13 protein-coding genes are annotated in these 13,253 nt (G+C 40.9%); all 13 read left to right on the top strand.

Going from position 1 to position 13,253, the window contains the following annotated elements; translation table 11 throughout:
* Positions 1 to 184 precede the first annotated feature (184 nt).
* The 13 genes from gmk (at position 185) to mreD (ending at position 13,202) form a co-directional block, all read left to right on the top strand.
* Positions 185 to 799, top strand: coding sequence for a guanylate kinase (gene gmk / locus CUS89_RS11405; protein WP_034688579.1), 615 nt, complete (start codon positions 185 to 187; stop codon positions 797 to 799).
* 4 nt (positions 800 to 803) lie between these two features.
* On the top strand, positions 804 to 1,109 hold the full coding sequence (gene rpoZ, locus CUS89_RS11400) for a DNA-directed RNA polymerase subunit omega (protein WP_010734097.1): 306 nt from the start codon (positions 804 to 806) through the stop codon (positions 1,107 to 1,109).
* Positions 1,110 to 1,299: 190 nt separating this feature from the next.
* The gene (gene priA, locus CUS89_RS11395) at positions 1,300 to 3,708 is read left to right on the top strand and encodes a primosomal protein N' (protein ID WP_104872216.1); all 2,409 of its coding nucleotides are present in this window, start codon (positions 1,300 to 1,302) and stop codon (positions 3,706 to 3,708) included.
* Between the two features lie 13 nt (positions 3,709 to 3,721).
* On the top strand, positions 3,722 to 4,213 hold the full coding sequence (gene def / locus CUS89_RS11390) for a peptide deformylase (RefSeq protein WP_019722350.1): 492 nt from the start codon (positions 3,722 to 3,724) through the stop codon (positions 4,211 to 4,213).
* Complete coding sequence (gene fmt, locus CUS89_RS11385) at positions 4,206 to 5,150, top strand: methionyl-tRNA formyltransferase (protein WP_104872215.1); 945 nt, start codon at positions 4,206 to 4,208, stop codon at positions 5,148 to 5,150. The genes def and fmt overlap by 8 nt, the downstream gene beginning before the upstream one ends.
* Positions 5,150 to 6,508: a 16S rRNA (cytosine(967)-C(5))-methyltransferase RsmB gene (rsmB, locus tag CUS89_RS11380; RefSeq protein WP_104872214.1), complete on the top strand. Its 1,359-nt coding sequence runs from the start codon at positions 5,150 to 5,152 to the stop codon at positions 6,506 to 6,508. The genes fmt and rsmB overlap by 1 nt, the downstream gene beginning before the upstream one ends.
* Before the next feature lie 12 nt (positions 6,509 to 6,520).
* The gene (locus CUS89_RS11375; RefSeq protein ID WP_010734102.1) at positions 6,521 to 7,261 is read left to right on the top strand and encodes a Stp1/IreP family PP2C-type Ser/Thr phosphatase; all 741 of its coding nucleotides are present in this window, start codon (positions 6,521 to 6,523) and stop codon (positions 7,259 to 7,261) included.
* On the top strand, positions 7,258 to 9,309 hold the full coding sequence (gene pknB, locus CUS89_RS11370; RefSeq protein ID WP_104872213.1) for a Stk1 family PASTA domain-containing Ser/Thr kinase: 2,052 nt from the start codon (positions 7,258 to 7,260) through the stop codon (positions 9,307 to 9,309). Before CUS89_RS11375 ends, pknB begins: the two co-directional genes overlap by 4 nt.
* A gap of 150 nt (positions 9,310 to 9,459) precedes the next feature.
* Positions 9,460 to 10,359: a ribosome small subunit-dependent GTPase A gene (gene rsgA, locus CUS89_RS11365; RefSeq protein ID WP_181055361.1), complete on the top strand. Its 900-nt coding sequence runs from the start codon at positions 9,460 to 9,462 to the stop codon at positions 10,357 to 10,359.
* Between the two features lie 12 nt (positions 10,360 to 10,371).
* The gene (gene rpe / locus CUS89_RS11360; protein WP_104872211.1) at positions 10,372 to 11,022 is read left to right on the top strand and encodes a ribulose-phosphate 3-epimerase; all 651 of its coding nucleotides are present in this window, start codon (positions 10,372 to 10,374) and stop codon (positions 11,020 to 11,022) included.
* Complete coding sequence (locus CUS89_RS11355; protein ID WP_104872210.1) at positions 11,022 to 11,660, top strand: thiamine diphosphokinase; 639 nt, start codon at positions 11,022 to 11,024, stop codon at positions 11,658 to 11,660. Before rpe ends, CUS89_RS11355 begins: the two co-directional genes overlap by 1 nt.
* Positions 11,661 to 11,819: 159 nt before the next feature.
* Positions 11,820 to 12,674 (top strand): rod shape-determining protein MreC, encoded by an 855-nt coding sequence (mreC, locus tag CUS89_RS11350; RefSeq protein ID WP_104872209.1) that lies wholly within the window; start codon positions 11,820 to 11,822, stop codon positions 12,672 to 12,674.
* A gap of 3 nt (positions 12,675 to 12,677) precedes the next feature.
* On the top strand, positions 12,678 to 13,202 hold the full coding sequence (mreD, locus tag CUS89_RS11345) for a rod shape-determining protein MreD (protein WP_104872208.1): 525 nt from the start codon (positions 12,678 to 12,680) through the stop codon (positions 13,200 to 13,202).
* Positions 13,203 to 13,253 lie beyond the last annotated feature (51 nt).

Below are 13,253 nucleotides of genomic sequence, written 5' to 3'. Positions count from 1 at the left end.
CTGATCGACGACCTGTCCGTTAGGCAGGCTTGTGTACGAAATGAATGAAAAAAATCCTTTGATAGGAAGTAGACTAGCTTTTTCTAGGTTTTCTAGCTATAATAAAAAAATAGCCTTGAAAGTTGCAAGAAAAAAGTGCAAAATAAGCAATAGTATAAAAAAGACTAGTTGAAAGGACGTCGTCATGTCAGAGCGTGGATTATTAATCGTGTTGTCTGGTCCATCGGGTGTGGGAAAAGGCACAGTACGTAAAGCAATTTTTGAGAGTGAGGATAATGATTTTCAATATTCGATTTCAATGACGACACGCAAGATGCGTGAAGGAGAAGTCGAAGGAGTCGACTACTATTTCCGAAGCCGCGAAGAATTTGAACAAATGATCGCTGAAGGCGAAATGTTGGAATATGCAGAATATGTCGGAAATTATTATGGCACACCACTATCGTATGTCAACAAAACCTTAGACGAAGGAAAAGACGTTTTTCTTGAAATCGAAGTCCAAGGTGCACAACAAGTAAAAGAAAAAGTACCTGACGGCGTATTTATTTTCCTGACGCCCCCTGATTTAGCAGAATTGAAATCACGAATCGTTGGGCGTGGAACAGATGCAGATGAAGTAATCGAAGAACGAATGAAAGTCGCTAAGGAAGAAATCGAGATGATGGCATTGTATGACTATGCCGTTGTTAATGATGAAGTGCCATTAGCGGTCAACCGAATCAAAGATATTATTGCAAGTGAACATTTCCGTGTCGATCGTGTCATCGGAAAATATATCAAAATGTTAAAGGAGATGTAGTCTTATGATGTTAAAACCTTCAATCGACTCATTATTAGATCGCGTGAATTCAAAATATTCTCTAGTGATTTTAGCAAGTAAACGTGCCCATGAATTAGACGCAAAAGCACAACCAACAATGGATTCATTTGATTCTGTCAAAAGTGTTGGACAAGCTTTAGAAGAAATCGAAGCAGGAAATGTGATCAGCGATCCGCATCCTGAATTAAAACGTGAACGTCTACGTATGGAAGACGAAGAACGTCGCGCGCAAAAAGACCGCGCACAACAAGAATTAGAGTCTCGTATTCGCGACGAGCAAAAACTATAAAATCAACTCACTATTCACCTGATGAATAGCGAAAGCTTTGAGCTTGGGAAATGTTCCTAGGCTCTTTTTTTTCCTGCGTTAATTTTTTGTTAGGATTTGGCAGAAAGTAAGACAAAACAAGGAATCTCTAGTAAAATAAGCAAGAGCCATTTTGTGTTTTAGACCAAGATGAAGAAAGGAGAAGGAGTCCATGACTGTTATTGCGGATGTGATTGTCGATGTACCAACTATGCAAACCGATCAAGCATTCACCTACTTGGTTCCTTCTGAAATGGAAGCGGCTATCCAAGTCGGTATGCGCGTAGCGATACCCTTTGGTAACGGCAATCGCCAGGTCCAAGGCTTTGTGATGGCGTTGACAGCCAACGAGCAACCTCTTAAAAAAGAATTGAAGCCGATCCTTCAATTACTTGACCTGGCACCTGTTGTCAATCAAGAGTTGATGAGGTTAGCTGATTATATGAAAACCATTACTTATGCTTTTAAAATCACCTGTTTGCAAACGATGCTACCAAGTGTCATGAAAGCAGAATACGATAAACTCATTTATCCAGTAACTGATGAACCAGAAGTCGTTGCATTTTTCGCAGGTAGACAAGAGATTTCTTGGAAAGAAGCGGAAGAAACTGGGCTCTTACCGCAAATGATCCGTTGGCGTAAGAACAAGCTAGTTGATATCCGTTACGAAGTCCATACAAAAAACAAAGTGAAAACGATCCGTGTCGTTCACTCTCTTTTGTCAAAAGCACAACTGGATGAAGCTTGGGGCAGCTTGAGACAAAATGCGAAAAAACAAAAAGAATTGCTTCTTTATTTGTCAGAAATGGAACAACCAATGCCTGTTTCTTATTTCAAAGAAAAAGGAGTCAGCTCTGTTGTATTGAATCAAGGCAGAGATAAAGGGTGGTTGCGCATCGAAGAAGTCGAAAGTTATCGCGACCCTTATAAAGATCGGATATTTGAACGAACGACTGCCTTACAATTAAATGAAGAACAACAATCAGCGGTCCAACAGATCATTGAAGCCTGCCATCAGGAAAAGAATGAAACCTTTTTACTTGAAGGAATTACTGGTAGTGGGAAAACAGAAGTCTATCTTCAAGCCATTGCCGATGTCTTGGCAGAGAAGAAGACAGCAATCATGTTGGTTCCTGAAATCGCGTTGACCCCTCAGATGGTCGAACGTTTTAAAGGACGCTTTGGAGAATCCGTCGCCGTTTTACATAGTGGCTTGTCTCAAGGTGAAAAATATGATGAATGGCGTAAAATCGAGCGCAATGAAGCGCAAGTCGTCGTCGGTGCACGTTCAGCAATCTTTGCCCCACTAGAAAATATTGGTTTGATCATCATTGATGAAGAGCATGAATCAAGCTATAAGCAAGATGAAACCCCGCGTTATCATGCTAGAGATTTAGCTATATGGCGTGGGAATTACCATCATTGCCCAATCGTTTTGGGGAGTGCGACACCATCCCTCGAATCAAGAGCACGTGCGCAAAAAGGTGTGTATCGCATGTTGCATTTGAGTCAGCGTGCGAAAATGAGTGCGCAATTACCGGAGATCGAAGTCGTCGATATGCGTGAAGAATTCGAAAAGAATCAGGCATCGACGTTCTCTCAATTATTACAAGAAAAAATCCAAGATCGATTAGAAAAAAAAGAACAAACGGTTCTTCTATTGAATCGACGAGGGTATTCTTCCTTTGTGATGTGTCGTGATTGCGGCTTTGTCTTGCCTTGCCCAAATTGCGATATCTCATTGACTCTCCATATGGATTCTCGCTCGATGCGTTGCCATTATTGTGGACATGAAGAAGCGATCCCACATCGTTGTCCAAATTGTGGAGAAAACAAGATCCGATATTATGGAACGGGAACACAAAAAGTGGAAGAAGAGTTACAAGCACTTTATCCTCAAGCAAGGATCTTGCGGATGGATGTGGATACCACCAGAAAAAAAGGCGCGCATGAACGAATCTTACAAAAATTTGGGGACAAACAAGCCGATATTCTATTAGGAACGCAAATGATCGCAAAAGGATTGGATTTTCCTGATGTAACCTTAGTCGGCGTTCTAAATGCAGATACTTCGTTGAACCTGCCAGATTTTCGTTCTAGTGAACATACCTTCCAATTATTGACACAAGTCTCCGGAAGGGCAGGAAGAGCCGAAAAAGCTGGGGAAGTCGTGATCCAAACATTCAATCCGAATCACTATGCGGTGACATTAGCAAAGGAACAAAATTATGAACGCTTTTATCAACAAGAAATGAATGTGCGACATCGTGGAGGCTACCCGCCTTATTACTTCACTGTGAAGATCACGACAAGTCATCCAGAAGAACAAGTTGCAGCAAAAAAAATCTTTCAGATCGCCAGTCAATTAAAGCAAGTACTAGGGCCGAATAGCCTATTGTTAGGTCCGGTACCTAGCACCGTTTTACGCGTGAAAAATCGCTATTACTATCAGCTGATCATCAAATATAAACATGAACCAGAACTGCCTAACGTCCTGAAAGAAATTTTGGATCAAAGTCAAAAAGAACAGCGACAAAATCTATTTGTTGCAATCGACAACGAGCCGCTACATTTTATTTAAGAAAGGAAACACTATGCGTTATCCAATAATGATCCACCCAAATAAAAAATTGAATCGAAAAGCCCAACCAATCGATATGATTACGGATGAGACGATTGTCTTGTTAGATAACTTGTATGAAACAATGGTGGCAAATGACGGAGTCGGCATCGCCGCGCCGCAAGTCGGCAAAAATCAACGGATCGCTATTGTTGAAGTCGATGAAGGAGATAAATTTGAACTCATTAACCCTGAGATCATCGAAGCAAAAGGAGAAAGTATCGATGTGGAAGGTTGTTTGAGTATTCCGCATGTCTACGGTACAGTTAAACGCGCAGATGAAGTGACGGTCCGTTACTATGATCGTGACGGAGAGGAAATCGAAGTCACTGCGTTTGGTTATCTTGCACGCGCCTTTCAACATGAGATCGATCACTTAGATGGGATTTTGTTCATTGACAAAATGATCGAGCAAATCCCAGAAGAAAAACTCGAAGAATATATGGAGGAACATTTAGATGACTAAAATCGTATTTATGGGAACCCCAGCATTTTCAGTTCCTGTATTAGAAGGGCTGATCGATCAAGGATATGAAATTGTCGCTGTTGTGACACAACCCGATCGACCAGTGGGAAGAAAAAAAATCATTACTCCAACACCTGTGAAAGTGGCGGCGTTGAAGCACGATCTTCTTGTACTACAGCCAGAAAAAATCACGGGTTCTCCAGAAATGCAAACAATCATTGATTTGCAACCAGATGTTCTAGTAACGGCTGCCTTCGGTCAATTCTTACCGGAAAAATTATTGCAAGTTCCAACACATGGAGCGATCAATGTCCATGCCTCTTTACTACCGAAATATCGTGGCGGTGCCCCAGTCCATTATTCCATTATCAACGGGGAAAAAGAGACGGGTGTAACAATCATGGAGATGATCAAAAAAATGGATGCGGGTGGTATTTTCTCACAAGCAAGCCTACCAATCACTAAACAAGATGATGTCGGTACGATGTTTGAAAAACTTAGTCTGTTAGGTAAAGAATTATTGCTTGAAACACTACCAAAAATCATTTCTGGTGAATTGACACCTACGCCTCAAGATGAGGATCAAGCAACGTTTTCACCGAATATCACGCGTGAACAAGAAGCGATCGATTGGGAAAAAACAGCGGAAGAAATCGACTGTCAAGTTCGTGGCATGCGTCCTTGGCCCATTGCTTTTACGACCTATGAAGGAACACGCTGGAAGCTTTGGACAGTGGAGGTGTTGGCAGATGAGACGACATCTGAAACCCCAGGAACTATCATCCATAAAGATAAAAAACAATTATGGGTAGCTTGTGGGGGACAGACGGTGTTATCGATCAAGGAACTCCAACCTGCCGGCAAGGCAAAACAACTAATACAAGAATTCCTAAATGGCAGCGGACAACAAGTCGCTGTAGGACAGCAGGTGAAATAATGGCGAAAATACCCAAAAAAATGAAACGTTCGGTTCGCTTTATGGCGTTGATGACATTAGAGCGTGTCAACAAAGGTGGAGCATACTCCAACCTATTGTTGAATGAGATGATCAACCAAGGCGACCTTAACCAAAAAGATATTGGTCTGTTTACAGAACTAGTGTATGGAACCATCAGTCGCCATCGTTTGATTGCATTTTATGTAGCACCATTGATTGCAAATGCAAAAAAAGTGGATGACTGGGTCAAAACTTTGCTGTATTTGTCTGTTTATCAACTCGAATTTTTAGATAAAGTACCTGATCATGCAATTTTGAATGAAGCAGTAGAAATTGCAAAAATCAAAGGGAACCCCGGCACTGGGAAATTTGTGAATGGCGTATTAAGAAATTATTTGCGTCAAGGAAAACCTGATCTAGAAACTATCACGGATGAAGTCGAACGTTTAGCTGTTAAATTAAGTCTGCCGAATTGGCTGACACAACGCTTGATTGACCAAATCGGCTACGAAGAAACAGAAAAGTTAGGTCTTTCATTGTATCAACCAAGTCATGTGAGTGGCCGTATTGATACCCGTAAACTTTCTCGTGAACAAGCACTGGATCAATTGAAAGAAGAAGGACTTGATGTAAAAGCAAGTCCAATAAGCCCATATGGTGTGATTGCTGAAAAGGGCAGACTCGCCTCTACGACACTCTTTCACGATGGATTGATGACGATCCAAGATGAAAGCTCTATGCTTGTTGCACCAGCCATGCAAATCGAGCCAGAACACCATGTATTAGACGCCTGCGCTGCACCGGGAGGCAAAACGACCCATATCGCCACGTTCCTTGATCCAACTTGTGGAGGAGAAGTCGTGGCTCTAGATGTCCATGACCACAAAGTAAAACTAGTGGAAGAGAACGCTCGTCGTTTAGGAGTTGCCAACGCAGTGTTCGCGCAAAAAATGGATGCACGTGAAGTCAAAGAACAGTTTGAAGCTGAACAATTCGATCGCATTTTAGTAGATGCTCCATGTTCCGGTTTTGGTTTGTTACGAAGAAAACCAGACATTCGTTATAAAAATAATGAAAAAGAGTTAGCCAATTTACCGGCTATCCAACTAGCTATTTTGGAAAGTGTGGCTACGGCTCTTAAACCTTCAGGAATATTGACCTACAGTACTTGTACGATTTTGAAAGAAGAGAATCAAGAAGTTGTTTCAGCGTTTTTACAACGACATCCTGATTTTGAGAAGATTGATGTTTTAGTTGATCCTGTGCTACAATCATCAATCAAGGAGAAGATGTTGACATTGTATCCACATCAATCTTATACAGATGGCTTTTTCATTTGTTGTTTGCGCAAAAAGTAATGAGGTGAAAGTATGCAGATTGAATATCAATCAGATGTAGGAAGAAGACGTAATACGAATCAAGATTATGTCAGTGTATTTGAAAACCAAGTCGGTCTCACGCTGGCGGTTTTAGCAGATGGCATGGGTGGGCACCGCGCAGGCGATATTGCAAGTCAAATGGCCGTAACAAACTTAGGGAAAGCCTGGGAAGAGCAAGCGTTACTTGATGACGAAAAAATCGCACAGTGGTTTATCCAAGCGATTCAAGAAGAAAACCGCGCGATTCATCAATTAGGACAAGAACAGCTTGAATATAATGGAATGGGAACAACGATCGTAGCAGCTGCCTTATCAGAGGAACGTTTCACGATTGCCAATGTTGGCGATAGTCGTGCGTATTTGCTTCGTGACAATCGGATCATCCGCTTGACGGAAGACCATTCTTTAGTAAATGAATTAGTTAAATCTGGCGAAATCAGCGAAGAAATGGCAGTCAATCATCCACGTAAGAATATCTTGACTCGATCTGTCGGCATGCCAGGTTCATTAGAAGTCGATGTTGCAACGTATCTTTGGCAACTCCAAGATCGTTTGCTTCTATGTTCGGATGGTTTGACGAATATGTTGTCAGAAGAAACGATCGGTACGATCATCAATCAAGAAGGATCATTATCAGAAAAAGTAACGCAATTAGTTGACCAAGCAAATGAAGCTGGCGGAGCAGATAATATCAGCGTTCTTCTTATTGAATACAAGGAGGATGTTGCATGATTGAGCCAGGAAGAAAATTAAATGGTCGTTATCAAATTACCGGTAACATCGGTAGTGGTGGTATGGCAAATGTCTTTTTAGCCCATGATTTGATTTTAGATCGAGATGTTGCAATCAAAGTCCTACGCTTTGACTTCCAAAATGACCAAACGGCGATCCGTCGTTTTCAACGAGAAGCATTAGCGGCAACTGAATTAGTCCATCCCAATATCGTCAGTGTTTATGATGTCGGTGAAGAAGATAACATGCAGTACTTAGTTATGGAATATGTAAAAGGAATGGATTTGAAACGCTATATCCAAACGCACTATCCGATTCCTTATGAAACAGCAGTAAATATCATGCAACAAATTTTATCTGCGATTTCTTTAGCACATAGCCATCAAATCATCCACCGAGATCTGAAACCGCAAAATGTCTTGATCGATAATGAAGGTGTTGTGAAAATCACCGATTTTGGTATTGCGATTGCTTTATCTGAAACATCGATCACGCAAACAAATACGATGCTTGGTTCAGTTCACTACCTTTCACCTGAACAGGCGCGAGGCAGTATGGCGACAAAACAATCAGATATCTATGCGTTAGGGATCATTCTATATGAAATGTTGACTGGAAGCGTCCCTTTTGATGGCGAATCAGCTGTCACGATCGCACTGAAACATTTTCAGGATGAGTTGCCTTCAATCAAAGAGTTAGATCCAGGGGCACCTCAGTCATTAGAGAACGTTGTCTTGAAAGCAACAGCCAAAGAACCTGTTGATCGGTATAAAACGGCAGAAGAAATGGCAGATGACCTAGCAACTGTGCTGTCGTTAGAGCGAGCAAACGAAAAAAAATGGCAACCACAGGCGATGAACAACGAAACCCGTGTATTGACACCACTAACGGCAGAAACACCGATGCCAGATTCCTTTAAGTCAATGCCGCTTCCTGAAGAGAAACCATCGGAAGAACTACCAGATCCCGAAGAAACAATGCCAGATGTAAAGACCAAAAAAAGAAAAAAATGGTGGATCATTTTGCTCGTCTTGCTTGCTTTATTAGGGATTGGAACAGCAATCTTATTTGCTTCAGGTGGACGCGGAGAAGTTACGATCCCCGATGTTTCAGGTCAATCGGAAGCTTCAGCAAGAGAAGCTTTGACACAAGCAAAATTAAAGGTAGCCACAAACACTGAAGAAATCGCTGACGATACGATTGAGGAAGGAAATGTGGTCAAAACAGATCCAGCCTCAGGAACAACAGTGAAACAAAACCGTGAAGTCACGCTTTACATCAGTACAGGCAAGAAAAAAATCCAGCTCGATGATTATACCGATATGTCTTATGATGAAGCACGCAAGCAACTACTGGATTTAGGGTTTTCATCAAGTCGAATCAAAAAAGAAGAAGAATTCAGTGATGACATCACTAGTGGGAATATCATCTCGCAATCAGAAGATGAAGGAACAGAAGTCGACCCGACATCAGATACGATTACTTTTACTGTTAGTAAAGGGAGTCAACCGACGATGAGTGATTACACAGGACAAAACTATGAAACAGTTCTTAGTATTTTAAGAACGAATGGCTATACGAATATTAGCGCAACGAATGATTATAGTGATACGGTCCCAGCAGGTGCAATCATCAGTCAGTCACCAAGTTTTGGGGAACCATTGACGGAGACGACATTTATTAGTTTCGTGGTGAGTCGAGGACCAAATGCGAAGACACTGAATGACATTTCTGGTTATACGAAAAGTGATGCACAAAGTTACTTATCTGGTATTGGTGCCGACTACATCGGTCATGAAACTTATGAGTTTTCAGATACAGTTGAAAAAGACAAAGTAATCCGTACAGATCCAGGAGTAGGTGCATCGATCACATCAGGAACGATCGTCAATGTGATTTACTCAAAAGGACCAGATCCAGCGAAAACATCTTCAAGTTCTGAAAAAGATTCTTCTAGCAGTTCTTCTAGTAGTTCAAGCAGTAGCTCAAGTTCAGAAGAAACCAGCAGTAGTACTACCACTCCTTCGTCCTCGACGGATAGTGATTAGTAGGTAGGGACAATCGAAATGAAACAGTAATGATAAAAAATAGATCTGAGAATTCAAAATGTCGGTGACATTTGAAGAAATTCTCAGGTCTATTTTTTTTGATTTCTCCTAACTTCTGTTGTCCTATGGTAAAATATACTAAAAATGGAGGTGGGTTTCATTAAAGGGCAAATCAGAAAAGCAATAAGTGGATTTTATTACGTATATAAAGATGGAGAGACCTATCAGACACGAGGTCGAGGGAATCTTCGTAATCGAAAGATCACGCCACTCGTTGGTGATCAAGTCATATTTGAAAGTGAAAACAAGACAGATGGGTACCTACTAGAAGTTTTACCACGTAAAAATCAATTAGTACGACCGCCAGTAGCAAATGTTGATTTAGGAGTGGTTGTGACGAGTTTGATCGAGCCAACATTCTCTTATAATCTACTCGATCGTTTTCTAGTGATGTTGGAATATGAATCGATCGAGCCAGTGATCTATTTGACGAAAACGGATTTAGCTGTCGATTCTACACAAATAAAAGAAATCAAAGATACTTACGAAAAAATCGGCTATCCAGTGATCGTCCCTCGCACACAAGGTGATACAGATGAATTAGTTCGCTATTTTCCAGAAAGACTGACCGTTTTCATGGGACAGTCAGGTGCAGGTAAATCGACGTTGCTCAACCAAATCTCACCAGAACTTGAGTTAGAAACAGGTGAAATATCTGATTCTTTGGGGCGTGGACGTCACACGACGCGACATGTCGAGTTATTACCACTTTATGATGGGTTGGTTGCCGATACACCGGGTTTCAGTTCCATTGATTTCTTAGTCATCGAACCTGTCGAGTTATCCAAACAATTCCCTGAATTTGTCGAAGCTTCTGTAGACTGTCGCTTCAGAGAGTGTATGCACGTAAAAGAGCCAGACTGTGAAGTGAAACGAAGAGTAGCGACAAAAGAAATTGCACAGACTCGCTATGACAATTATTTGCAATTTTTGCAAGAAGTTGAAAATCGTAAACCGATGTATAACAAAAAAGAAACTAGAAGAAAGTAGGAGGGTATTTTTATGAAAATAGCACCATCGATTTTAAGCGCAGATTTCGCCAATCTCCAAGCAGACATTGAACGAGTAGAAAAAGGTGGAGCGGACTATATTCATGTGGACGTAATGGATGGACAATTCGTTCCCAACATTACATTTGGATCAAATGTAGTACAAGCGATCCGTCCGGTCACAAAACTACCGTTAGACGTTCATTTGATGATCATCAATCCTGAAAATTATATTGCTGATTTTGCAAAAGCAGGCTCAGATATCATTACAGTCCATGTGGAATCAACACCACATATCCACCGTGCGATCCAGATGATCAAAGACTTAGATGTCAAGGCAGGGGTCGTTGTCAATCCTGGTACACCGATCGAAATGATCAAGCATGTCTTACCTTTAGTTGATCAAGTGTTAGTGATGACTGTCAATCCAGGATTTGGCGGACAAAGTTTCATTACAGAAACGGTTGACAAAATCGCGGAGTTAGCGGAATTACGCGAGGCGAACGATTGGACTTATCAAATCGAAGTGGATGGTGGCATCGTTCCAGAAACTGCCAAGATTTGTCGTGAAGCTGGGGCAGATGTATTTGTTGCAGGTTCTTATGTGTATAGCGCAGAAGATCCAGCAACTCAGATCGATCAATTGAAAAAGGCATTAGGCTAATGGAAGTATTACTTGTTGCAGGAGGATCACCAGAAAATTGGCCAGACTTGTCACAGCAAGCATTTGATCGATACGTGGGCATCGACCGTGGGGCACTCTATTTGCTTGAAAAAGGCTATTCATTAGATCTAGCAATCGGTGATTTTGATTCGTTGTCTGCATCGGAGTATCAACGAGTATCCGATAAGGCAGCCGAAGTGCATCAAGCGCCAGCAGAGAAAGATGATACGGACACTCAGTTAGGTTTAGCAAAGACATTTGAACACTTTCCAGAAGCAAGCGTGACGCTGATCGGTGCAACTGGTGGAAGAGTGGATCATTTATTAGCCAATCTATGGTTAGCATTAGAGCCACGGTTTCAACCTTTTATACGACAAATCCAAATACAAGACAAACAAAACGTGATCACTTACTATCTGCCAGGAACTTATGAGATAAAAAAAATCCCTGACATGAAGTATTTGGCTTACTGTTGTTTGACACCTGTTAGTCAATTGACATTATCTGACAGCAAATACCAACTATCAAACGAAGAAGTACTTCGTCCAACTTCTTATGCAAGCAATGAATTTGTCACAGACAAAGCATCCTTCAGCTTCTCTGAAGGGATCATTTCAGTCATTCAAAGTAAAGATTGATGGATCGATTCAGGACAAAATAGCAAAAGAAGTGAAGCGGAAAAATGACAGTTTAAATTATTTGCTAAAAAAAGCTTAAAAGAAGGTTCGAGCCTTTTGTTTCCCCTTATTTAATGATAAAATTACAGGTAAGAGTCTAATTTAATTCGAGGTGTCTTTGTGAAGAAGTTCAATCCTAATAAAAATATCATTATTACCTTAGTCATCGTTATTATTGTAGTAACGGTCCTAAGTGTGACAGCTGCCCAGCGAGCGAATGAAGGAAAGCCCAATTTCTTCCAATCTATTGTGAACGACAGTGTCTCTTTTGTCGATCGGACGATCTCTGCTCCGGTCAAATGGGTTCAAAATGGCGTAGATTCAGTACACCATCTTTTTACCACCTATTCAGAAAATGAACGGTTAAAAGAAAAAATTGACAGCTATGATGAGATGGCCCAAAAAAACAAGAATATGCAAAAAGAAATCGATGCACTAAAAAGCGAACTCGATTTAAGTCAAACGTTGACGAGCTATGAAAGAGTTACAGCAAATGTGATCACTCGTTCACCTGACTCATGGCAAGATCTATTAGTCGTCGACAAAGGATCAAATGATGGAATCGAAGTCAATATGGCGGTCATGGCGCAAAAAGGTTTAGTCGGACGTGTCATCGAAGTCAATGCTACTTCTTCTAAAGTAGAATTGCTGACTTCATCAAACGTAAGTTCCAACCATTTCCCTGTCCGAGTATCTTCTGGAAACGGAGAATCTTTCGGTTTACTCAAGAATTATGACGAAAAATTACAAGCGCTAGTTGTGACACAGCTAACAGGTGACAGTGAGATCAAAGAGGGCGACGTGGTACAAACATCAGGTCTTGGAGGAAACTCGCCAGCAGATCTACAAATCGGAACAGTCATCAAAACAAAACCAGATAGTTATGGGCTAGATCGCGAAGTCTATGTCAAACCTTATGCGGATATGTATGATCTCCCAGTAGTAACGATCATCAAACGTCTTGTGGAGGAATAGTCCATGCTGAAAAAAGAGAAAATGACCATTTATTTGCCGATCCTCTTGTTCTTACTCATGTTGATCGATGGGCACTTTACCCGAATGATGATCAGGTGGTCGAGCGGTGACTACATGGCAAGTGCGCATCTTTTGATATTGGTTTTACTATTTTGCAGTTTGAGTTTCTCCAAACGATACTTACTGATCACGACGTTAGTTCTAGGTATTATTTTTGATTCTTACTATATTGGTGTGATTGGCATATACGCAGTTGCTTTACCATTATTAGTATTTATCATGTATGGGATGAAATCGGTCATCCATGTAAATATTTTTACTGAGTTTTTTAGTCTCATCATTTTCATCACAGGCTATGAATTGTTTACATTGATCGTACAAATGGTATTCAAACTTGCAAGTGTAGATAGTACGTACTTTATCACTAAATATTTAGGTCCAACATTATTATTGAATATGGTATTGTTCGCTCTACTTGTATTCCCATTAAAGAAGCTATTCAAAGAAGATCGGGACAGAAGTGTTTAGTCTCGAGAATAAGGCGCCATCCACGAAAATTGTTTTTCAAATTTTTGTGGA

Source organism: Enterococcus mundtii, assembly GCF_002947535.1.
Classification (GTDB): domain Bacteria; phylum Bacillota; class Bacilli; order Lactobacillales; family Enterococcaceae; genus Enterococcus_B; species Enterococcus_B mundtii_B.
The sequence above is the reverse complement of the archived record's forward strand: the minus strand, read 5'-3'. Positions and strand labels throughout refer to the sequence as shown.

Excerpts from the sequence above, each read along its gene's own strand:
- mreD (WP_104872208.1), top strand. The coding sequence starts at position 12,678 with ATGCTGAAAAAAGAGAAAATGACCATTTATTTGCCGATCCTCTTGTTC.
- CUS89_RS11375 (WP_010734102.1), top strand. The coding sequence starts at position 6,521 with ATGCAGATTGAATATCAATCAGATGTAGGAAGAAGACGTAATACGAAT.
- pknB (WP_104872213.1), top strand. The coding sequence starts at position 7,258 with ATGATTGAGCCAGGAAGAAAATTAAATGGTCGTTATCAAATTACCGGT.
- priA (WP_104872216.1), top strand. The coding sequence starts at position 1,300 with ATGACTGTTATTGCGGATGTGATTGTCGATGTACCAACTATGCAAACC.
- gmk (WP_034688579.1), top strand. The coding sequence starts at position 185 with ATGTCAGAGCGTGGATTATTAATCGTGTTGTCTGGTCCATCGGGTGTG.
- def (WP_019722350.1), top strand. The coding sequence starts at position 3,722 with ATGCGTTATCCAATAATGATCCACCCAAATAAAAAATTGAATCGAAAA.
- rpe (WP_104872211.1), top strand. The coding sequence starts at position 10,372 with ATGAAAATAGCACCATCGATTTTAAGCGCAGATTTCGCCAATCTCCAA.
- rsmB (WP_104872214.1), top strand. The coding sequence starts at position 5,150 with ATGGCGAAAATACCCAAAAAAATGAAACGTTCGGTTCGCTTTATGGCG.
- rpoZ (WP_010734097.1), top strand. The coding sequence starts at position 804 with ATGATGTTAAAACCTTCAATCGACTCATTATTAGATCGCGTGAATTCA.
- fmt (WP_104872215.1), top strand. The coding sequence starts at position 4,206 with ATGACTAAAATCGTATTTATGGGAACCCCAGCATTTTCAGTTCCTGTA.
- CUS89_RS11355 (WP_104872210.1), top strand. The coding sequence starts at position 11,022 with ATGGAAGTATTACTTGTTGCAGGAGGATCACCAGAAAATTGGCCAGAC.